General features: G+C 63.8%; 19 protein-coding genes. 4 read left to right on the top strand and 15 right to left on the bottom strand.

Annotated features, from left to right (window positions below):
• Positions 1-103: 103 nt before the first annotated feature.
• The 12 genes from MUB52_RS14390 to MUB52_RS14335 all read right to left on the bottom strand — a co-directional run bounded on the left by MUB52_RS14390 (position 104) and on the right by MUB52_RS14335 (position 13,338).
• Positions 104-526 carry a secondary thiamine-phosphate synthase enzyme YjbQ gene (locus MUB52_RS14390; RefSeq protein ID WP_263844933.1) on the bottom strand — a complete coding sequence of 141 codons (423 nt, stop codon included), beginning with the start codon at positions 524-526 and terminating at the stop codon, positions 104-106.
• Positions 523-798, bottom strand: a complete 276-nt coding sequence (locus tag MUB52_RS14385) for an HlyU family transcriptional regulator (RefSeq protein WP_263844932.1) — start codon at positions 796-798, stop codon at positions 523-525. Before MUB52_RS14385 ends, MUB52_RS14390 begins: the two co-directional genes overlap by 4 nt.
• 77 nt (positions 799-875) lie before the next feature.
• Complete coding sequence (locus MUB52_RS14380) at positions 876-1,334, bottom strand: hypothetical protein (RefSeq protein ID WP_263844931.1); 459 nt, start codon at positions 1,332-1,334, stop codon at positions 876-878.
• 180 nt (positions 1,335-1,514) lie between these two features.
• Complete coding sequence (gene rpoD / locus MUB52_RS14375; RefSeq protein ID WP_263844930.1) at positions 1,515-3,497, bottom strand: RNA polymerase sigma factor RpoD; 1,983 nt, start codon at positions 3,495-3,497, stop codon at positions 1,515-1,517.
• Positions 3,498-3,726: 229 nt separating this feature from the next.
• A complete protein-coding gene (dnaG, locus tag MUB52_RS14370) occupies positions 3,727-5,685 on the bottom strand; it encodes a DNA primase (protein WP_263844929.1) in 1,959 nt (652 codons plus the stop codon).
• A gap of 55 nt (positions 5,686-5,740) precedes the next feature.
• Positions 5,741-6,043, bottom strand: a complete 303-nt coding sequence (locus tag MUB52_RS14365) for a hypothetical protein (RefSeq protein ID WP_263844928.1) — start codon at positions 6,041-6,043, stop codon at positions 5,741-5,743.
• 40 nt (positions 6,044-6,083) lie between these two features.
• On the bottom strand, positions 6,084-6,629 hold the full coding sequence (locus tag MUB52_RS14360) for a sarcosine oxidase subunit gamma (RefSeq protein ID WP_263844927.1): 546 nt from the start codon (positions 6,627-6,629) through the stop codon (positions 6,084-6,086).
• On the bottom strand, positions 6,622-9,561 hold the full coding sequence (locus MUB52_RS14355) for a sarcosine oxidase subunit alpha family protein (protein WP_263844926.1): 2,940 nt from the start codon (positions 9,559-9,561) through the stop codon (positions 6,622-6,624). The genes MUB52_RS14360 and MUB52_RS14355 overlap by 8 nt, the downstream gene beginning before the upstream one ends.
• Entirely contained in the window at positions 9,558-9,830 is a 273-nt protein-coding gene (locus tag MUB52_RS14350; protein ID WP_263844925.1) for a sarcosine oxidase subunit delta, read from the bottom strand. The genes MUB52_RS14355 and MUB52_RS14350 overlap by 4 nt, the downstream gene beginning before the upstream one ends.
• A gap of 63 nt (positions 9,831-9,893) precedes the next feature.
• Positions 9,894-11,147 (bottom strand): sarcosine oxidase subunit beta family protein, encoded by a 1,254-nt coding sequence (locus tag MUB52_RS14345; protein ID WP_263844924.1) that lies wholly within the window; start codon positions 11,145-11,147, stop codon positions 9,894-9,896.
• 98 nt (positions 11,148-11,245) lie between these two features.
• Complete coding sequence (locus MUB52_RS14340) at positions 11,246-11,827, bottom strand: DUF6151 family protein (RefSeq protein ID WP_263844923.1); 582 nt, start codon at positions 11,825-11,827, stop codon at positions 11,246-11,248.
• A 92-nt stretch (positions 11,828-11,919) separates the two neighbouring features.
• Complete coding sequence (locus tag MUB52_RS14335) at positions 11,920-13,338, bottom strand: Glu/Leu/Phe/Val family dehydrogenase (protein ID WP_263845012.1); 1,419 nt, start codon at positions 13,336-13,338, stop codon at positions 11,920-11,922.
• 345 nt (positions 13,339-13,683) lie between these two features.
• Between MUB52_RS14335 and MUB52_RS14330 the strand changes: the two genes are divergently transcribed.
• Genes MUB52_RS14330 through MUB52_RS14320 form a run of 3 tightly spaced genes read left to right on the top strand, consistent with a single transcriptional unit; the run spans position 13,684 to position 16,423 of the window.
• Positions 13,684-15,276: a TadE/TadG family type IV pilus assembly protein gene (locus MUB52_RS14330; RefSeq protein ID WP_263844922.1), complete on the top strand. Its 1,593-nt coding sequence runs from the start codon at positions 13,684-13,686 to the stop codon at positions 15,274-15,276.
• Positions 15,273-15,848, top strand: coding sequence for a TadE/TadG family type IV pilus assembly protein (locus MUB52_RS14325; protein ID WP_263844921.1), 576 nt, complete (start codon positions 15,273-15,275; stop codon positions 15,846-15,848). Before MUB52_RS14330 ends, MUB52_RS14325 begins: the two co-directional genes overlap by 4 nt.
• Entirely contained in the window at positions 15,848-16,423 is a 576-nt protein-coding gene (locus MUB52_RS14320; RefSeq protein WP_263844920.1) for a TadE/TadG family type IV pilus assembly protein, read from the top strand. Before MUB52_RS14325 ends, MUB52_RS14320 begins: the two co-directional genes overlap by 1 nt.
• Here the strand turns inward: MUB52_RS14320 and MUB52_RS14315 are convergent.
• Both MUB52_RS14315 and MUB52_RS14310 read right to left on the bottom strand, forming a co-directional pair.
• Complete coding sequence (locus MUB52_RS14315) at positions 16,420-16,908, bottom strand: hypothetical protein (RefSeq protein WP_263844919.1); 489 nt, start codon at positions 16,906-16,908, stop codon at positions 16,420-16,422. The two genes, MUB52_RS14320 and MUB52_RS14315, sit on opposite strands and share 4 nt — an antisense overlap.
• Positions 16,909-16,941: 33 nt before the next feature.
• Positions 16,942-18,090: a DUF2235 domain-containing protein gene (locus tag MUB52_RS14310; protein ID WP_263844918.1), complete on the bottom strand. Its 1,149-nt coding sequence runs from the start codon at positions 18,088-18,090 to the stop codon at positions 16,942-16,944.
• Between the two features lie 110 nt (positions 18,091-18,200).
• Here MUB52_RS14310 and MUB52_RS14305 point away from each other — a divergent pair, with 110 nt between their 5' ends.
• The gene (locus MUB52_RS14305) at positions 18,201-18,929 is read left to right on the top strand and encodes a tryptophan-rich sensory protein (protein WP_263844917.1); all 729 of its coding nucleotides are present in this window, start codon (positions 18,201-18,203) and stop codon (positions 18,927-18,929) included.
• Between the two features lie 75 nt (positions 18,930-19,004).
• Here MUB52_RS14305 and der read toward each other — a convergent pair whose 3' ends face one another.
• On the bottom strand, positions 19,005-20,483 hold the full coding sequence (gene der, locus MUB52_RS14300; RefSeq protein WP_263844916.1) for a ribosome biogenesis GTPase Der: 1,479 nt from the start codon (positions 20,481-20,483) through the stop codon (positions 19,005-19,007).
• Positions 20,484-20,507: the final 24 nt, after the last annotated feature.

The following is a 20,507-nucleotide window of genomic DNA, read 5'->3' as shown; positions in this document are numbered from 1 at the left end:
CTCTTTGTGGGATCGCCGCCCCACTTATCCACAATTATAGGCGAGCGCCTAGGTTTTGGGTAGGGGGGAAATGCGGCCCCAGATATGGTAGCGGAAACAGCCGTCAGGCGGCCGGCAGGAAGGAGACCGCCACCCGGCGCTGATGCGGCCGGTCGCGATGTTCAAAGAGGTAGATGCCTTGCCAGGTGCCAAGCGCCATTTGCCCGTCGGTGACCGGAATGCAAAGATGCGTGGGCAGGAGTGCAGCCTTGATATGCGCAGGCATGTCGTCCGGGCCTTCGTAGGTATGGGTCAGATAGGACATCGACGGATCACTCGCCGGTGGCACCAGCCGGGCGAAGAAATTCGCAAGATCGGTCTGCACCTCGGGGTCGGCGTTTTCCTGAATGAGCAGGCTGGCCGAGGTGTGGCGGATGAACAGCGTGAGCAGCCCGGAGCCGGTCAGCGGAGGGATCTGTTTTGTAAATTCGTAGAGCCCCTGCCCCCGGGTCGAAATTGTGATCTCGGCGGGGCCGTCAGGGCTCACCGGAAAATCCGCTCGCCCTGCTCGTCGATTACCTGCTTGGCCTTGCGGATGCAGGCGGCCTGCGCCTCTTCCAGCCCTTGCAGCGTGTCGGCGCGCACCAGCTTGTGCGCCTTCATCTCGCCATCCACCTCTTTCTCGATGGTCGCCGCCACCCGGTAGGTATTGCCTTCGGCGATAGGCGTGGGTGTGATCTGAAAGCCCTCGTAAGTCTCACTTGAGGCTTTCGCCTCTGAGTTGTCTCCACCGCCCAAGAGCTTTTTAAGAAATTGCATGATCCCTCCAATTCGGCCTGTCACCAGACCATAACTTGGTCAGTTCCAAGGCGGAAGCAAGATACCAGCACGTACTTTCACTGCTGCTTAATCAGCTCAATGTCGTCATAGAAAACGCCCCAGCGGTTGCCGACGCCTGTCAGTACGACCCGATCGCCGACGCCCGCCGCATCCAGAATCTCTGGTGGGGGTTCAATCAGGCCGCCGACCAACCAGTGCGTGCCGTCGAAGCGAATTGCGTTGCGTCCCTTTGTTCCGCTGCCGTGGTACACCTCTGTGACAACCTGCACTTGCAACAGAGGCTGTCGATCTACCAGAGTTGTCGCCATCGGGATGCAAATGACCAAAATGCATGAGTACAAAACGCCCGCGCAGAAGGTTCCAAAGGAAAGCACTCCGATTGCATACCAGTCATACTCGGCTACTGTTCGATCCGTTGGAACCTTCCCTTTCCGGAGCGCCCTCTCAGCAAAAAAGACCCTGGTCTCTTCCACACCCCAAAAAAGTATGAGGATCTGAACAAACGCCAGTGCCATCAGGACACCATTGAGGGGTCGTGTGAGTTGGATCCACGCGTCACTGGCGACAAATTCTAAGACTGGGACACCCCAAACAAAGAGCCAAGCGAGAAAACCGAGGGCCCCTGGGACAACGATGCTGTAATAGGCCCAAAGTTTCAGTCTGTACTTGGGCGACCGTTTGCTACAAGCCAAACTCTACTGATCCAAGAAACTCCGCAGTTTCCGCGACCGACTTGGATGCTTCAGCTTCCGCAGCGCCTTCGCTTCGATCTGGCGGATGCGTTCGCGGGTCACGCTGAACTGCTGGCCGACCTCTTCGAGCGTGTGGTCGGTGTTCATGCCGATACCGAAGCGCATGCGCAGCACGCGTTCTTCACGCGGGGTGAGCGATGCCAGCACACGAGTCGTGGTCTCTTTCAGGTTCTCCTGAATGGCGCTGTCCAAAGGCAGCACCGCGTTCTTGTCCTCGATGAAATCGCCCAGTTGCGAATCTTCCTCGTCGCCAATCGGCGTCTCCAGAGAGATCGGCTCCTTGGCGATCTTCATCACCTTGCGGACCTTCTCCAGCGGCATCTGCAGCTTCTCGGCCAGCTCCTCCGGTGTCGGCTCGCGGCCGATCTCGTGCAGCATCTGGCGCCCGGTGCGCACCAGCTTGTTGATCGTCTCGATCATATGCACCGGAATGCGGATGGTGCGGGCCTGATCGGCAATCGAGCGGGTGATCGCCTGACGGATCCACCAGGTCGCATAGGTCGAGAACTTGTAGCCGCGGCGGTATTCGAACTTGTCCACCGCCTTCATCAGGCCGATGTTGCCTTCCTGAATGAGATCAAGGAATTGCAGGCCGCGGTTCGTGTATTTCTTGGCAATGGAGATCACCAGACGCAGGTTCGCCTCGACCATTTCCTTTTTGGCCTGGCGCGCCTCTTTCTCGCCCTTCTGCACCTGCTGCACGATGCGGCGGAATTCGGAGATGTCGAGGCCCACATACTGGCCGACCTGCGCCATGTCCGTGCGCAGCTCTTCAACCTTCTCGGTGGAGCGTTCGATGAACATCTGCCAGCCGCGCCCGGGCTTCTCGGCCATCCGCTCCATCCAGTTCGGATCGAGCTCGTAGCCGCGGTATTCGTCGATGAATTCGCGCCGGTTGATCCGCGCCTGATCCGCCAGCTTCACCATGGAGCTGTCGATCTGCATGATGCGCCGGTTGATGCCGTAAAGCTGGTCGATCAGCGCTTCGATACGGTTGTTGTGCAGATGCAGATCGTTCACCAGCAGCACGATCTCGGACCGCAGCTTCTGGTAGAGCTCTTCATCCGCCTCGGAGAAGGTGCCGTCTTCGTTAAGCGTGGCCGAGATGCGGCTGTCCTGCATCTCGCTCAACTTCACGTAGTCCTCCGCAATGGTGTCGAGCGCTTCGAGCACCTGCGGCTTCAACGCGGCTTCCATCGCAGCCAGCGACATGTTGGCCTGATCGTCATCCTCGTCGTCGTCGTCCTGCGCGATCGGGTTGCCATCGGCGTCCAGTTCCGGACCCTCGTCTTCCGTCTTGGCGGTGCTGCCGTCGGCCGCGACCACGGGCTCATCCACCGCACCGTCCTCGTCCATTTGGTTGCCGAATGTGGCCTCGAGGTCGATGACGTCGCGCAGAAGGATCTCTTCCGACAGAAGCTCGTCGCGCCAGATGGTGATCGCCTGGAAGGTCAGCGGGCTCTCGCAGAGGCCCGCAATCATCGTGTTGCGGCCTGCCTCGATGCGCTTGGCAATCGCGATCTCACCCTCGCGCGACAGAAGCTCGACCGAGCCCATTTCGCGCAGGTACATGCGCACGGGGTCGTCCGTGCGGTCGAGCTTTTCAGAGGTGCCCGACCCCAATGCAACTTCACGCGTGCCTTCGGTGGTCGTCAGCTCGGTGGAGCCCTTCGCCTCTTCTTCCTCGGCGTCTTCGTCCTCGATGATGTTGATGCCCATCTCGGAGAGCATCGACATCACATCCTCAATCTGCTCGGAGCTGACCTGATCGGGCGGCAGCACCGTATTGAGCTGATCGTAGGTGATGTAGCCTTTCTCGCGCGCCTCGCCGATCATCTTCTTGACGGCGGCCTGGCTCATGTCGAGCGAGTGGCCCGCGTCCTGGTCGTCTGGCTTGGAGTCGGTGTTGCTGTCTTTGGCGGCCATTCAATACTCCTCACGCGTCTCAACGATTCGCTTGCCCGAATCACTTGAGAATCATCTAGCGGTTTCGGGCGATTCGACCACCCATTTACCTTCTTTTTCTGGGCGTTTCCCGTTCAAATATGGTTAACCGCCCGGATTGTGGTGCTTTCACGCACCACGCAACGGCCTCAAACCGGCCCCATTCGTGGCGTGTGATTCGCCCGCTGGGTCCGCTGACAGACGACCGTCTTCACGATTTCCCCCGCTTCTCGAGGTCAATCTGTCCCAAAAGGTGATCCAATCTGCGTCTTTCATCGCGGCTCAGCACGGCGCCATTGTCGGCGATGTCGTATTCCGCCTTGTCGTCCTGGCTGCTGCGCCGGGCCTGTTCCGCAGCCCGCGCAGCTTCCGACAGGCGCCAGGTCAAACCCTCGTCAGCAACCCCGTCGAGGTCTTCGACGGCCTCGGAAATCTCGGCATCCAGCCCACGGGCGCTTTGCAACTTCGCCATCTCCTCCGCGACTGTCATGCGTGCCTTTTCAAGATCACCCGGAACACGGATGCAGGGCACGATGGCGACATGGCGTTGAGCGAACAGGTTTTCAAGGGGCTCCGGCCCCAGGGCGTCGGATATGCGGTGGCGCATGGCCTCGGCATCCAAGCTCATATGCCGCAGGATCAGGTCCCGCAGATCGGCATGAAGCGGGTCATTGCACCGCATCTGCTCCAATCCGGATTCGAAGGTCTCGACAAGCTCCGGGCAGGTCACGAGAACGGCAAGGATGACAGCTTCGCGGAGCTGCTCGGTGGCGCTCATATCGGCCGAGACGGCCAGCACCGACGCCTTGGTCGATGCAAGCGCCGAGGCCGGCGCATCGGCCCATCGACGTCCCTGCCGGCCGGACCGGCCGCCTGCCGCACGTTGTGGGCGGAACAGCTGCCAGCGCATGTCCTTGAGCTCCTGCCCGTAGTGGCTGCGGATCGACGGATCCCGGATTAGCATGATCTTGTCGCGCAGCGCCTTGTCGAGCGCCGCCTTGCGTTCGGGGCTGTCAAAGATCTTGCCTTCGGTCTCGCGCCGCCAGAGCAGCTGAACCATGGGCAGCGCCTGATCGAGCAACCTCTGCAAGGCCGGTGCCCCCTCGGCCCGCAGCAGATCGTCCGGGTCCTTGCCCGGCGGCATGATCGCAAAGCGCAGGGACCGCCCGGCTTCCAGCAGCGGCAGCGCCAGATCGATCAGCCGCATCGCCGCGCGCAGCCCGGCGGTGTCGCCGTCGAGGGCCACAATCGGCTCGGGCGCGATCCGCCAGAGCATCTGCAACTGGTGTTCCGTGATCGCGGTGCCAAGGGGCGCGACCGCCGCCTCGAACCCATGCGCGGCCAGCGCGATCACATCCATATAGCCTTCGGCCACGATCAGAGGTTGCCCCTTGCCCGCCGCCGTGCGCGCCGGCCCGTGGTTGTAGAGGCTGCGTCCCTTGTCGAAGAGCGCGGTTTCGGGCGAGTTCAGGTATTTGGCATTGTCGTTGGGGTCCATCGCGCGCCCGCCAAAGGCAATGGCCCGACCGCGCGCGTCGCGGATGGGGAAGATGATGCGCCCGCGAAAGGTGTCATAGGGCTTGCCGCCTTTGCTAGACGGCTTCGCCAACCCCGCATCGAGGATCAGCTGATCCTCGACATTTTTGCCCTTCAGATGATCCCAGAGGCCCTGCCACTGGTCCGGCGCAAAGCCGATCTCCCAGCGCTCCAACGCCGCCGCATCCAGCCCGCGCCGGTCGAGATAGGCCCGCGCCTCCGCCGCCGCACCAGTATTGAGCTGCAGGCGGAAGAACTTGACCGCCTGTTCCATCACCTCGGCCAGCTGGCTGCGCTTGTCGGCTTTCTGCTGTGCCTGCGGATCGCGCGCCGGCATGGTCATCCCGGCTTCGCGCGCCAGGATCTCCACCGCCTCCATGAAGCCAACATTCTCGCTCTCGCGCACGAAGGAAATCGCATCCCCCTTCGCGTGGCACCCGAAGCAGTAGTAGAACCCCTTGCGGTCATCGACGTGGAAGCTGGCCGATTTTTCCTGATGGAAGGGGCACGGTGCCCACATATCGCCCTTGGCCTGATTGGACTTGCGCATGTCCCACATGACCTTGCGCCCGACCACCGAGGTCAGGCTCAGGCGGGTGCGTAGCTCATCCAGAAATCCGGGCGGGAGACTCATCCCGAAAGTATCCTAGGCCGGGCGATCAGAGTCCAGCAAAGACCCGGCGCAGAGCCTACTGCGCGAGGCAGGCTTCCCTCCAAACCGCCGCCAGATCGTTGTCGCGCACATCCTTGCGCGGCATCTCGTAGATCCACGGGGTCACCAGCGGGATCGCGTTGTTGAACTTCTCGGGCCAGCTCGGGTTGCCCGCGAGCACGGTTTCTTCCACCTGCCGCTCCTTCACGCGGTCAAGCCGCGCCTGGCGCACCGCTGCCACCACGTCGGCCTGATAGCCGCAGCTCACTTCCTTTTCGCTTTGCGCCAGGGCCGGCGCCGCCGTCAGCGCCAGAGCGCCCGCTAGAACAAAACGCATCATGTCGATCTCTCTCTCCGCCTCACTCTCGATGCCGCGCAGTCTATCCGCGCGCGGCAACCGCTTCCATAGCCTCTTTGAGATCATGCGCAAGAGTCCGCGCCATCGAGCGGAAGACAAGGATCAGGAAGCTCTCCGGGCCCAGCCGCGTGACCGAGCCGTTCATGTGCTTGAGCAGCGTTCGCGCCGTGTGGCCGCGCTTGAAACTGACGCTGCGCAGATCGACAGGCACGAGCCGAGCCAGAACATCTTCCGCCGAAGGGCCTGACAGCGTGACCGCGGCCCAGGCGTCAGACTGATCGGTCAGCGCCGCGTGCTTGGCCACTGCCGGATCGCAGGTCGGGCCTGCAAGCAGCGCCATGTCGCGCCCGAACCAGATCGCCCGCGCGCCCTCCTTGCCGGTTGTGCAATTGGCCTTGGGCAGAGGCATTCCGTGGGCTGCCTCCAGTGCAACCGATGCCGCCGTGGCCTGCCCGGCAAAGGGCGCGATCGAGGTCAGATGGCCGAGCTCTACCTCCACCGCCTGCACGTCGCCGATCGTCAGCGGCAGCACCCCTGCGCAGGGCGATGTTCCGACGAGCTCACCCACGGGTCCGCCCTCCGTCCGGATCGACGAAAACCGGGGGGCAGACCTCCACCTCTGCCTCGAGTCCGCGCATGTGATCGAAGCAACGGATCACCTCGCCCATCCGTTCCGGGCCGCGTTGCAGGAAGCCGAGCGCAATGTGGTGCCCCAGCGTCGGCGAGAAGACCGCCGAGGTGGTGTAGCCGAGGCTCGTCTCGCGCGTCATGGCCACACCGGTGTCAAAGAGATGCGCGCCGGCGCTCAGCACGCTGTCGCCGCCCACCGGTTTCAGCCCCACCAGCCGCTCGCGGCCCGGATCCACCAGCCCCTCGCGCGCGGCCATGGTCTTGCCGATACAGTCCTTCTTGGCGCTCAGCATCCGCGCGAACCCGATATCGAAGGCGGTGGTGCGGCCGTGGATCTCTGCATGGGTGATATGCCCCTTCTCGATCCGCAACACGTTGAGCGCCTCCATCCCGTAGGCGCCGCCGCCCATCGCTTCGGCGCGGGCGACCAACCGCTTGAAAAGGCTCTCGCCATAGCGTGCAGGCACCGCGACCTCATACGCGTGCTCCCCCGAGAACGAAATGCGGAAGAGCCGCCCCGGGATGCCTCCGATCGCCATGTCACCGCAGGCCATGAAGGGCCAGGTCTCATTGTCGACGGGCTGATCCAGCAGCCCGTTCAGCAACTCGCGCGACTTCGGGCCGGCCACCGCGAATTGCGCCCATTGCTCGGTCACCGACGTGAAGCGCACGTCGAGATGCGGGCAGAGCGCCTGATGCACGAAGTACAGATGCCGCATCACCGCGCCCGCCGCTGCCGTTGTGGTCGTCATCACGTAGTGCTGATCGCCCAGGCGTGCGGTGGTGCCATCGTCCATCACAAAGCCGTCTTCGCGCAGCATCAGCCCATAACGCACCCGACCCACCTTCAGCGTGGAGAAGGTGTTCGTATAGACGAAATCCAGAAGCTCTGCGGCGCCCGGCCCCTGGAGGTCAATCTTGCCGAGCGTCGAGACATCGCAGACGCCGACCGCCTTGCGCACGTATCCCACCTCGCGGTCGCAGGACTGCCGCCAGTGGGTCTCCCCCTTCTGCGGGAAATAGCTGGGCCGGTACCACAGACCGGCCTCGATCATCGGCGCGCCCCGCGCTATGCTTTCGCCATGCGAGGTGGTGAGACGCTGCGGCGCGAACCCGATGCCCTGCGCCCCGGCCCCGAACGTCGCGAGCGATACCGGCGAGAACGGAGGGCGGAAGGTCGTCGTCCCGGTCTCGGGGATGCCGCGACCCGTGGCATCCGCCAGCAGGGCAAGGGCCGCCACGTTGGAATTCTTGCCCTGATCGGTGGCCATGCCTTGCGTGGTGTAACGCTTCATATGCTCGACCGAGCGGAAGTTTTCGACGGCCGCCTGCTTGACGTCCTTGACGGTCACATCGTTCTGGAAGTCGAGCCAGGCGCGGCCGGTGCCCGGCACCGCCCAGAGCGGTGCGATCCGGTACGGACTGTCCTCCGCCTCCGCCAGCCGCGCCCCGCCCGACGCCTTGAGCCCGAGGTCCTTCAGGACGGCCGCCGCAGCCTCGGCTCCCGCCTTCAGACAGGCTTGCGTGCTGAAATCTCCATTGCATGCGCCTGCGGTTACAAGTCCGGGAATGCTGCCCGGCGTCGGTACGAAGCTTGCGATATCCGCGCGCCAGGTCGGACGGCCGTTCATGTGACAGGTCAGATGCACCGTGGGGTTCCAGCCGCCCGACATGGCCAGGCAGTCGACCTCGATATCCTTGTTGCCCCGGCCGGTCTTCACCGAGATCCGCTTGAGCCCCAGCCGCCCCGCGCTGCCGGTGACCATGGCACCGGCATAGACCGGGCAGTTGAGATCCGGCGGCGCGATCTCCGCGCGGCTGTCGATCAACGCCGCAACCTCGACGCCCGCCGCTTCCAGATCAACCGCCGTGCGATGTGCATCATCATTGTTGCCGAACACGGCCACACGTTGGCCAGAGGCGACCCCCCAACGGTTGAGGTACGCGCGCACGGCGCTTGCGGTCATGATGCCCGGCCGGTCGTTGTTCTCAAAGGCAACGGGCCGTTCGATCGCCCCGGCTGCGAGAATCGCGCGTTTCGCCACAATTCGCCAAAAGGTCTCGGCAACCCCGCCCTCCGGGCGCCTGGCCCCGTGCGGGCCCACCCGCTCGACTGCGGCATAGGTCCCATGGTCGTAGGCGCCGACGACGCAAGTGCGGGTCATCAGCCGCACATTCTCCATGTCTCGCAGCTCAGCCACCGTTTGCGCCGCCCAGTCGGGGCCGGCAAGGCCATCCACCTCGAAGGTCTCGGCATTGAGCCGCCCGCCGAAGAGACTGTCTTCCTCGACCAACAGCACATCCGCTCCGGCACGCCCGGCGGTCAGCGCCGCCGCCAGCCCCGCAGGCCCCGAGCCGATCACCAGAAGATCGCAAAAGGCATAGGCCTTTTCGGATCGATCGGGATGATGTGCGCCGCTGAGAGCGCCCAGCCCGGCTGCACGCCGGATGAGCGGCTCATAGAGCCGTTCCCAGAACCCGCGCGGCCACATGAAGGTCTTGTAGTAGAACCCGGCGCCCAGAAACGGCCAGGCGACATCGTTGATGGCCATCGCATCGGCACGCAGCGACGGCCAGGCGTTTTGGGCGCGGGCGTCAAGCCCGTCGTAGATCTCGAGCATGGTGGCGCGCACGTTCGGCTCCTGCGCCGCACCCCGCCCGATGGTCACCAGCGCATTCGGCTCTTCGCTGCCGGCGGTCAGCACACCGCGCGGACGGTGGTACTTGAACGACCGGCCCATCAGCCGCACGCCCTTGGCGAGCAAAGCCGAGGCCAGCGTATCGCCCTCGAACCCGGTGTGTCCGATCCCCTCGAACTGGAACCGCAGAGGCTGGGCGCGGTCGATCAGCCCCTTGCCGTCAATCCTCATCGCCGCGCCTCCGCGACAGCCATGGCCAAGGTCACCCCATGGACCTCATGGGTCGTGGTATTGCGCTCGACGACCAGCCAGGCGCCACAGCCCGCCTCGTGATGCCAGAGTTCGCGGCGCGGGCCGGCCGGATTATCCCGGAGATGCACATAGTCGTCCCAGGCCTGCACACCTGCACCCGGCGCGGGCCGATCCAGCGCCACCGCATCGCCCTGATAGTAGAATTCGCGCCGATCCCGTGCGCCGCAGATCGGACAGGTCAGCCGCATGCGCGCGCCCTCCCCTTCACCCGTCCAAAAATACTCAAAACCTGGTGCACGCTCAGCCGCCCCTCAATGCAGATTGTGCTGAGAGCCGGTGCCCTCTTCGTCGAGGATACCGCGCCCGGTCCGGAACCGGTCGAGCCGGAACGCCGCGGCCGTCTCGTGAAGCTGCCCGGTTGCCATTAGATGCGCAAAGGCGTAGCCCGAGGCCGGAACCGCCTTGAACCCGCCGTAACACCAGCCGCAATCGATGAAGAGACCCTCGGTGTCCGTCTTGTCGATGATCGGCGAACCGTCAGGCGTCATATCCATGATCCCACCCCAACTGCGCAATAGCTTGGCCTTGCCGATCATCGGCATCAGCGTCATGCCCGCCTCCATCACATGCTCCGCCGTCGGCAGGTTGCCGCGGCTCGCGTAGGAGGCATAGAAGTCCAGATCGCCCCCGAAGACGAGCCCGCCCTTGTCGGACTGGCTGATATAGAAATGCCCCATGCCAAAAGTCACCACATGGTCGATGCAGGGTTTCAACCCTTCGGTCACGAAAGCCTGCAGCACATGGCTTTCGATCGGCAGACGCATTCCGGCCATCGCCGCCACTTGGCTGGAGCGCCCGGCCACGACGATCCCGACCTTCTTCGCGCGGATCGCCCCGCGCGTGGTCTGCACTCCGCGCACCGTGCCGTTTTCAATGTCGATGCCGGTGACCTCGCAATTCTGCAAAAGATCCACCCCGCGCATATCAGCACCCCGCGCATAGCCCCAGGCCACCGCGTCGTGCCGCGCCGTCCCGCCGCGCGGATGATAGAGCCCGCCGTAGATCGGAAAGCGCGTGTTCTCGAAATCGAGATACGGCAGATGCGCGCGCACGCCCTCGCGGTCGAGCAGGATGGCATCGTCGCCCTGGTTCACCATCGCATTGCCACGCCGCACGAACGCATCACGCTGACCGTCCGAGTGGAAGAGGTTGATGATCCCGCGCTGCGAATGCATCACGTTGTAATTCAGATCCTCCTCGAGCCCCTCCCAGAGCTTCAAGGAATGGCTGTAGAATTCTGAATTCCCAGGCAAAAAGTAGTTCGCCCGCACAATCGTCGTGTTCCGCCCAATGTTGCCGCCGCCGATGTATCCCTTCTCGAGAACAGCGACATTCGTCATGCCGTGGTTCTTCGCGAGGTAGTACGCAGTGGACAGACCATGCCCGCCGCCGCCGATGATCAAAACGTCATACTCCGGCTTCGGCTCCGGATCCCGCCAATGCGGCGTCCAGCCGACATTGCCTGTCAGCCCTTCCTTCAGAACGCGCAGGCCAGAAAACTTCACGTGGGACACTCCGTCGGTTTCACCGCAGACTAGCAGCAGAGATGCGGCGCCTCCACGACCGAATCCGACCTGTCATGTCGCGGAAAGACCGCAGCCTGCTACTCCCGGTAGGCGGCGGCGCGTGCCTCCTTACTGATCACTTCTGGCACCGCGACCGGCGCGCCCGTGTCGTCGAAGAAGGGTGACTGCCGGGCGGTGCCGTTGAGGTAGGCCGCGACCGACCGCGCGATCAGACTGCCCAGCATCCGCATGAGCCCCTTGTCGCGGCGCGGCCCGCCCGGAAGGGCCATCTTGGTGAAGCCCAATGACACGACCGGCCCAAACTCGGCGTGGCTCTCGAACAGCGGCCGCCACATGCCCGCGAAGGGGATCTTCGAGCTGCCCGGCGTATTGGCCAGCGGGGTATTGCAGCACCTGGCATACCAGCGGTGCAGCCCCTTGGGCGAGAGGCGCAAACAGGCGATCTGCTCGGCCCCTTCGATGATCTCCACCCGCGCGGGCAGGATCTGAACGATGGGGCTGCCACCACCAGGCAGGAGCTTGTCCAATTGGCCCATGTGCCGCGCAAAGGCGCGGCAATCCTTGCAGTAACACGTGAGGTGGCACGCAGTGGCGGGTGAGGCCTCGTGCAAGACGCCCTTCAGCTTGCCGCAAGAGCATGAGAACGCAACATCCGCCATAGGCCCACCTTTCCGAGATCGCACGGTGCGGGTGGCGGCATCCGCGGTCACCCGCACCTGTCGCGCCGGACGTTACCCCTGGTGCCTGCGGGTCACAAGCCCTTGGCGCGGTAGCTCTTGGCCACCCGGTCAATGGCCACGAGATAGGCGGCGGTGCGCAGGTCTTCGACGTCGTCGCGCGCATGCCAGACATCCGCCATCGCCTGATAGGCGATGCGCATGGTGTCATCGAGGCCGGAGCGCACAAGCTCCAGCTCATCCGCGCCGCGGAGATACTTTTGCTTGAAGTCGGGGCTCAGCTCCCAGTGCAGTTCCTTGTCGCGCGACAGACGCTCCAGCTCGCTCACGATCAACTGGTGGCGCGCTTCCTCCTGCCGCCGCCCCATACGGCCAAAGCGGATGTGGCTGAGGTTCTTCACCCATTCGAAGTAGCTCACCGTCACCCCACCTGCGTTGGCATACATATCCGGGATCATCACCACGCCGCGCTCGCGCAGCATCTGGTCGGCCCCGGCGGTCACGGGGCCATTCGCGGCCTCGATGATCAGCGGTGCCTTGATCCGGTCTGCGTTGCGCAGGTTGATCACCCCTTCCAGCGCGGCGGGGATCAGGATGTCGCACTCTTCCTCAAGGACAGTGGCGCCATCCTCAACGTGATGCATGTCGGAGTAGCCCGAGATGCCACCATGTTTCGCGATCCACTCGCGCACGCGCTCCACGTCAAGCCCCTCGGGATTGAAGAGCGCCCCATCCCGTTCGATGATCCCGGTGATCAGGCAACCATCCTCCTCGCGCAGGAATTTCGCCGCGTGATACCCCACGTTGCCGAGCCCCTGCACGATCACCCGCTTGCCGTCGAGATCGCCGCTCATGCCCGCTTTCTTCACACCCTCGTCGTCGCGGAAGAACGCCCGCAGCGCATATTGCACACCGCGCCCCGTGGCCTCGACCCGGCCCGCGATGCCGCCCGCATGCGGGGGCTTGCCGGTCACACAGGCGTTGCCGTTGATATCCGTGGTGTGCATCCGCTTGTACTGATCGGCGATCCATGCCATCTCGCGCTCGCCCGTGCCCATGTCGGGGGCCGGCACGTTCTGGGAGGGGTTGATCAGGTCCCGCTTTATCAGCTCATAGGCAAAGCGCCGGGTGATCTGCTCCAGCTCATGCTCGTCCCAGTCGCGCGGGTCGACGCAGAGCCCGCCCTTCGAGCCACCGAACGGTGCCTCCACAAGCGCACATTTGTACGTCATCAGCGCCGCCAGCGCCTCGACCTCGTCCTGATCCACATTCAGTGAATAGCGGATGCCGCCCTTGACCGGCTCCATATGCTCCGAATGCACAGAGCGATAGCCGGTGAACGTATGGATCTTGCCGCGAAGACGGACACCAAACCGCACCGTATAGGTGGCGTTGCACACCCTGATCTTCTCTTCCAGCCCAGGCGAAAGATCCATCAGGCCAACCGCCCGATTGAACATCTGATCGACGCTATCCCGGAAACCCGGTTCCATGCTGTGCTTGTTCAATGTCTCTCTCCTGTTGGCGGTCACTGTTTCGCGTCTGGCGACAATGGCACCCTATGATGGTGAGTCGTCCATTGCCAGTTTTTTGGGCGAAGTGTGAATTTGGTATGAACGCAGCCTGACCGGTCAGAGGTTACCATCCGGAAACGGTCAGCCCTTCGGCGACCCTATTGTTTCCGAGCACCGGCGCAAACTGCCGTCATACGACTAAAATTTCGCGCATTTTCGAGCCTGGCGCCGGGTTCCGCCCGCTTTTCGCCACATTGGCCCTGCATAACGCACGGTCAAGCTTCAAGGCCGGATGGCCGTTTTGAAAAATGAGTTGGTAATCGCATGACACGTATTTCGCCGGAGACGCCCCAGGATCTCGAGACGCGGCCACGGTGCCTGTCTGACTTCGCACGAAACGAAGATGGCGTTGTGACCATCTTCTCGGTTTTCATCATGCTCATGATGCTGATGGTTGCCGGGATCGGTGTTGACCTGATGCAGAACGAAATGCGCCGCACGGCGCTTCAGAATACGGTCGACCGCGCCGTTCTGGCAGCGGCAGACCTCGATCAGACGCGGCCGCCTGCCGAAGTTGTCGAAGACTATTTCGATAAGACCGGCCTTCGCGAATATCTGACGGCCGTGAATCCCGACCAGGGATTGAATTACCGGACCGTGACGGCCCAGGCTTTCATGCGCACGAACACGCAGTTCATGGCTCTGCTCGGCGTTGACAGCTTACCCGTACCCGCCTTCAGCCAGGCAATCGAAGACGTGCCGAATGTCGAGATTTCGCTTGTGCTCGACATTTCGGGTTCCATGCGGTTCTCGGATCGGATGGATAATTTGCGGCCCGCAGCCAAGGACTTCATCGACATCGTGCTGCTGGGACCGGCGGCGAACACCACGTCGATCAACCTCATTCCCTACGCGGGCCAGACCAACCCCGGGCCCTTCATGTTCAACCGCCTGGGCGGTGTCCGCTACGAGGCTCAAGCGCTTGACGAGAATGAAGGCGGCGTCAATGAGCTCTTCAACAACACGCAGTTGGCAGAGGATGAAGATGCAGGCACCGGCAGCGACCCGGACGCACGCTATGTCTATCCGAACCTGTCGTCCTGTATCGATTTCGACCTGACCAGCTCGTCCGACTTCCTGCATGACCGTTTGCCGTCGCAGGGGGTCTACCAGCAGACGGCGCACTTCATGAACTGGAAGATCGCCACTGAAATCGTGAGGGATGCAGATGGCGATCCCGTCATGTTCGACGAAAACGGCGAGCCTCTGGAAGAGGGACAACCCGGAGGCACAACACGCTCCGTCATGGACTGGGGCTGGTGCCCGCAGGACCAGACGTCGATCATCTACGCGTCCAACAATGCCGCCCAGTTGAAGCAGCGCATCGACACCATGCGGATGCACGACGGGACGGGAACGCATTACGCGATGAAATGGGCCCTGGCCCTGCTCAACCCGGATTCTCAGCCTGACTTTGCCGAAATGGCCAAACCTGCCAATGGCCTTGTGCCGCCGCAGTTTGCCGACCGGCCCCTGCCGTTCAACGACATCGAAACCGTGAAGTACATCGTGCTGATGACAGATGGTCAGATCACCGAACAGGTGCGGCCAAAGGACACGATGCACGAAGAGAACCCCACAAGGGAGCTCAACGCGCGCAAGTCGGATCGCGAGCAAATGACATCGCAGTCCAGCAACGTCACGAACTTCAAGAAGCAATGCGATCTCGCGAAAGAAACCAGCCGCAACGTGGTCATCTACACCATTGCCTTCGAAGCGCCGGGCACGCCTGAGGATCAGATGAGATACTGCGCCTCCAGCGACAGCCATTTCTTCCGCGCCAGCGGCAAGGAGCAAATCGCCGCCGCGTTCTCGACCATCGCGCGGCAGATCAACGAACTGAGGTTGACCCAATGATCGCCCGCATCTCCTCTTGCCTGAAGCGGTTCCGCAAGGACGAAGAAGGCCACATGATCATCGAGTTCGCGATCATCGTGCCGGCCATCTTCAGCATGTTCCTGGCCTCGGTCGAGTTCGGCATCTACTCGATGCGGCAACTCTTCCTCGACCGCGGTCTCGATCTCGCGGTGCGCGAAATCCGCCTCAACACCGGGATCGACCTAGACAACGACGGCAAAGTCGACTTCGACCACCCGGTTGTGAAGCAGAAGGTTTGCGACTACGCGGGCTTTCTGAACAGTGGTGGCGCCAACAATTGTGACACCACGCTGCGTCTCGAGATGGAGCCCATCGATCCCTTTGCCTATGTCGGTTTGTCCGATGTCGTCGATTGCGTCGATGTGTCGGAGCCGATCAATCAGCCACGCGGGTTCACCAACGGCGTCGAGCACCAATTGATGATCATGCGCGCCTGCGTGAAATTCGACCCCGTGTTCCCCACAACCGGGCTGGGCCGCTCGTTCAGCAAGGACGGCGCCGGCAAGGTGAAGATGATATCCATGTCGGCCTTCGTGCAGGAGCCCATCTGATGCCCCTGTCCTATATCCCCCGCGCCCGCGCCGCGCTGCGTCGGTTCCGCCGCGCCGAAGACGCGAACATCGCGCTGGAAGCAGTGATTATCGCGCCGATCCTCTTTTGGGCTTACATGGCGACGGTCACGATCTTCGATGCGTACCGGCAGCACAGCATCAACCAGAAAGCGGCCTATACCATCGGCGATATGGTCTCGCGTGAAGACCGTGCTCTGAACGTCGCTTACATGACGGGCGCGCGCAGCCTCTTCGACAGCCTCGCCCGATCACCTGAACCGTCAACGGTGCGGATCACTTCGGTCTGGTTTGATGCGGCCAACAACCGCTATGTCTGCGACTGGTCGCAATCGATCGGGGTATTGCCGCCCGCAACGACGGCACAGGTCGAAGGCTGGGACGAGTTGCTGCCGATCCTGCCCAACTTCGAGCGCATCACGGTCGTCGAGACCTGGTCGCGGTACTCTGCGCCGTTCAACATCGGCATCGGCGACCACGACATCCACAACTTCATCTTCACGCGGCCCCGGCGCGCGCCCTCGATCAGCTGGGATGGCAACGCAGCCTGCGCCTAGCCCGCGTCGCGTTCGGCGAGCATGACAGCTATGATTTCGGCCATGTACTTGGTCTGACGTCCCGGTGTCATGCCGCCGACGCCGACCCGCCGTCCGACACGCCACCAGAGCCCCGGCCGCCATTGTCGCGTCCCGGGGGCGTCGAGCCGCAACAGAAATCCGTTCGACGGTTTGAAGGCGAAGGCGCCGCGGTCGATGCCCGTAATCGTGTCCACCTCGGCGATCACCCGTCCACCACGTTCGCGCAGTTCGCTGCGTGTCAGTTCAAGCACATGGGAGGTCGAGCGGCGCATCGCGTCCGCCACCAGCAGCGCCGTGACCCCGAGGCCGATCAGAAAGGCCTGCCAGCCCAGACTGGGCGGTGTCATGAAGGCCACATAGATCACCAGCACGCCAAGCACGCCCAAGAGACCAATGCCAAGGATGCGCCGACCCAGCGACGCCTGCACGGTGGCGAGCACCTCCGGCTCCGGTTCGCTCTGCATGATGCTCTGCCTTGTCAGTTTCCCTGCGGCCTCCTACCGCGCGGGGCGATCCGCGTCCAGCCGTGAGAGGCCCGGCATCAGCGCCCGCAGACTGGCCGGTCGGTACTCGGGGCGGGCCGCCAGCCGAAGCCGGACGCTGTCATCGAGATCGCGGGCCCGGGTCGGGCCCGACCGCCACCGCAGCGCCGCCGGGACGAGGCGGTAGATCCAGCCGTGGTCATCGATCTCGTCGGTCGCAGCCGCCGGATCCGGCGTGAGTTGCGGCAGCGCCATACCGGGTTTCAGCTGCAGCCCCTGCGCGGCCGCGCCCTCCCAGATCCAGGTGAGGGTCCGCTCGGTCAGCGCGCGCGTCCGCGCGGAGCCTCCGACAATGCCGTGATCCCCGACAAACCATGTCTGCTGGTACGGCCTTTCCGGGCCCTCAAACCCAAGATTCAGGCCCGGCCCCTCTGCGCTGGCGTCGAGATTGTCCCACAGACTGGGGACATAGGGCCGCCGCCGCTCATCGAGCGCGACCGCATGGCGCGCGGATTCCACCAGGTGAGACAGCCGCGTGTCGTGAAAGGCGTAGCGCGCATTCCACCAATCCGCCCAGCGGCCAAAGACGCTCTCCGGAATGCCGAGCGCGCCAACCGTGTCCCAGGCACCGAGATAGGCGATCCGCACGAGGCAGCTGTCATCGCTGCGAGCGAGCACATCCGCCTGGCTGGTTGCGAATTTTGGCGACAGCTTCTGCCGCGCTGCCCGGATATGCGGGGCATCCGGCGCATTATGCGGCCCGCGCTGCCGATAGAGACGGAATGCCCGCCGCACGTTGCCCGGTGTCGGCTCGGACAGGATGCCGCATTTGCGGATCATGCCGGCGAGCGAGCGCGCGGTGTAGGCCCCGCGCGAAAAGCCGAAGATCAGGATCTTGTCGCCCGGTCGGTAGCACTGGCAGAGCGCGAGGTAGGCGGCCCGTATGTTGCGATTGAGACCCCAGCCGAAGAGGCCCCCGCCCCATTTGCTCAGCCAGCGGCCAAACGCGCTGACCATGCCGCTGCCGGTGCCGACGCCTTCGAAGTAGATCACCTTCTGATGAACGCTGCGCGCACAAAGCGTCGACAGCCGCAAGACATGCGTCGCCGGACCGCTTGCCGCCGAGTTCCACGTGCCGTCGCAGAAAATCGCGATGTATGCCATTTGCCATTCCCCTTCGCTGCCCTAGAGATGACAGAAGTGTCATCGCAGGCGCTTAATGCAGCGCACGCACCGGTAACGGGCGCCGGCCCGGCCCAAGGAAAGGATGTCTCATGTCGCCCCGCCTGCTCGCCGCGCTTACCGCGGCCCTGACGCTCAGCTTTGCCGCCTCGCCGCTTCTGGTGCCGGATTTCGGCGGCTTCGAGCCCGATCAGTTCCCGGTGCCGCAGGTTGCGCCGCCCGTTCAGCCCGCCGGCTACGCCTTTGCGATCTGGGGGGTGATTTATCTGTGGCTGATTGTAGGCATGGGGTTTGGCCTGCTGCGGCGCGCGCAAGATCCACGCTGGCAGGCGATGCGCGCACCGCTCTGCGTCTCACTGGCAGTGGGGACGAGCTGGCTGCCGGTGGCCGTACAAAGCCCGGTCTGGGCCGCGGTGCTGATCTGGGTCATGCTGCTGAGCGCCCTTCTCGCCCTCTACCGCGCGCCCGAGGCCGACCGCATCTGGGCAGCCTATCCCATTGGTCTCTACGCCGGCTGGCTCAGCGCCGCCAGCTGCGTGGCCCTGGGGCTGGTCTCGGCCGGCTATGGCTATCTCGATGCGCAGGCGGCAGCTCTGATTTTTGTCTTCATCGCTCTGGTTCTGGCCTCGGCGGTCCAGTCGAGCCTCAGGCGCACCCCGACCTATGCGCTTGCGGTCATCTGGGCGCTGGTCGCGGTGGTCGTTCAGAACAGGGCTGGCGATCAACTGATCGCGGCGCTTGCGGCAGGCGGGGCCGCCGCACTTCTGATCCCCGCCTACAAGGCCTTGCGGTCCGAGCGCCGGTCGCACGAGGTGGCCTGAAAGCCCACCTCACCTGCCAGCACAACGGGCAGCAACGGCCGGGTTGGGCGGGCTTTCAGGCCGCCCCTCGGTGCATCACGCCTTGCGCCGACCTTCGGTGTGCTTGCGCAGTTTCGAGGGCGCCGCCTTCTTGCGACCCTTGTAGGGGTTCGCATCGCTTTGCCCCCGCATCCACAGACGAATGGGCGTGCCCGGCATGTCGAAGTCCAGCCGGAGCCCATTGACCAGATAGCGGGTGTAGCTGTCCGGCACCTTGTCGGGGTGGCTGCACATGACCACAAAGCCCGGCGGGCGCGTCTTGGCTTGCGTCATGTACCGCAGCTTGATGCGCTTGCCCTGCGGCGCAGGCGGTGGATGTGCCTCGACCATGCCCGAAAGCCAGCGGTTCAGCTGCGCGGTCGTCACCCGGCGGTTCCAGACCTCATAGGCCCGCAGGATCGCGCCATGCAGGCGATCGAGCCCGCGGCCTGTCTTCGCCGACACCGTGATCAGCGGCGCCCCGCGCAGCTGCGGGAGCAGACGTTCAAAGCTCTCCTGGAGCGCCTTCAGCTTGCCCTGCCGGTCGTCCTCGATGTCCCATTTATTGACCGCGACGACCACCGCGCGCCCCTCTCGCTCGGCCAGATCGGCGATACGCAGGTCCTGCTGTTCGAACGGGATGGCCGCATCGAGCAAGACGACCACCACCTCGGCAAACTTGACGGCCCGCAAGCCATCGCCCACCGAAAGCTTTTCGAGCTTCTCCTGCACCTTGGCCTTCTTGCGCATGCCTGCGGTATCGAAAATCCGCATCGGCACGGCCTGCCCGTCCGGCCCCGCCCAGTCCACCCGCAGCGAGATCGCGTCGCGGGTGATACCGGCTTCCGGCCCGGTCAGCAGGCGGTCCTCACCGAGGATCTGGTTGATCAAGGTCGACTTCCCCGCATTCGGCCGTCCGACCACCGCCACCTGCAAGGGCTTGCGGTCGGTCGGCATGGGGATATCAGCCTCCATATCGCCTTCATCTTCATCGAGCGCGATATCCGTCTCTGGCGCCTCGGCATCGGCCCGCGCCGCGTAGTGATCGGCCAGTGGCATCAGCTGTGCATAAAGGTCGTTCAGGCCTTCGCCATGCTCTGCCGAGAGGCGAATGGGCTCGCCCAACCCCAGCGCGTAAGCCTCGAGCACCCCGGCATCCGCCGCCGCGCCCTCGGCCTTGTTGGCCGCCAGGATCACGTGATCGGCCCGCTTGCGCAGGATATCGGCAAAGACCAGGTCAGAGGGCGTGATGCCCACGCGCGCATCGACCATGAAAAGGCAGATGTCGGCCATCTCCACGGCGCGTTCGGTCAGACGTCGCATGCGGCCCTGCAGGCTGTCGTCCGTCACCTCTTCCAGGCCCGCGGTGTCCACAACCGTAAAGCGCAGATCCGCGAGGCGCGCGGCCCCCTCCCGCAGGTCCCGGGTTACCCCCGGCTGATCGTCGACCAGCGCCAGCCGCTTGCCCACCAAACGGTTGAACAGCGTTGACTTGCCGACATTGGGCCGCCCCACGATGGCGAGGGTAAAGGACATTTCACAGGCTCCGACACTCCGGGT

This window comes from Roseobacter sinensis (assembly GCF_025755255.1).
In the GTDB taxonomy this organism is placed as follows: Bacteria; Pseudomonadota; Alphaproteobacteria; order Rhodobacterales; family Rhodobacteraceae; genus Roseobacter; species Roseobacter sinensis.
This window is presented reverse-complemented; position numbering and strand designations above follow the sequence as displayed.

Bases quoted from the DNA above. Each gene is read 5' to 3' on its own strand.
- MUB52_RS14305 (WP_263844917.1), top strand. From the start codon at position 18,201: ATGTCGCCCCGCCTGCTCGCCGCGCTTACCGCGGCCCTGACGCTCAGC.
- MUB52_RS14325 (WP_263844921.1), top strand. From the start codon at position 15,273: ATGATCGCCCGCATCTCCTCTTGCCTGAAGCGGTTCCGCAAGGACGAA.
- der (WP_263844916.1), bottom strand. From the start codon at position 20,483: ATGTCCTTTACCCTCGCCATCGTGGGGCGGCCCAATGTCGGCAAGTCA.
- dnaG (WP_263844929.1), bottom strand. From the start codon at position 5,685: ATGAGTCTCCCGCCCGGATTTCTGGATGAGCTACGCACCCGCCTGAGC.
- MUB52_RS14335 (WP_263845012.1), bottom strand. From the start codon at position 13,338: ATGGAACCGGGTTTCCGGGATAGCGTCGATCAGATGTTCAATCGGGCG.
- MUB52_RS14355 (WP_263844926.1), bottom strand. From the start codon at position 9,561: ATGAGGATTGACGGCAAGGGGCTGATCGACCGCGCCCAGCCTCTGCGG.
- MUB52_RS14380 (WP_263844931.1), bottom strand. From the start codon at position 1,334: ATGGCACTGGCGTTTGTTCAGATCCTCATACTTTTTTGGGGTGTGGAA.
- MUB52_RS14330 (WP_263844922.1), top strand. From the start codon at position 13,684: ATGACACGTATTTCGCCGGAGACGCCCCAGGATCTCGAGACGCGGCCA.
- MUB52_RS14310 (WP_263844918.1), bottom strand. From the start codon at position 18,090: ATGGCATACATCGCGATTTTCTGCGACGGCACGTGGAACTCGGCGGCA.
- rpoD (WP_263844930.1), bottom strand. From the start codon at position 3,497: ATGGCCGCCAAAGACAGCAACACCGACTCCAAGCCAGACGACCAGGAC.
- MUB52_RS14320 (WP_263844920.1), top strand. From the start codon at position 15,848: ATGCCCCTGTCCTATATCCCCCGCGCCCGCGCCGCGCTGCGTCGGTTC.
- MUB52_RS14350 (WP_263844925.1), bottom strand. From the start codon at position 9,830: ATGCGGCTGACCTGTCCGATCTGCGGCGCACGGGATCGGCGCGAATTC.
- MUB52_RS14340 (WP_263844923.1), bottom strand. From the start codon at position 11,827: ATGGCGGATGTTGCGTTCTCATGCTCTTGCGGCAAGCTGAAGGGCGTC.
- MUB52_RS14365 (WP_263844928.1), bottom strand. From the start codon at position 6,043: ATGATGCGTTTTGTTCTAGCGGGCGCTCTGGCGCTGACGGCGGCGCCG.
- MUB52_RS14315 (WP_263844919.1), bottom strand. From the start codon at position 16,908: ATGCAGAGCGAACCGGAGCCGGAGGTGCTCGCCACCGTGCAGGCGTCG.
- MUB52_RS14385 (WP_263844932.1), bottom strand. From the start codon at position 798: ATGCAATTTCTTAAAAAGCTCTTGGGCGGTGGAGACAACTCAGAGGCG.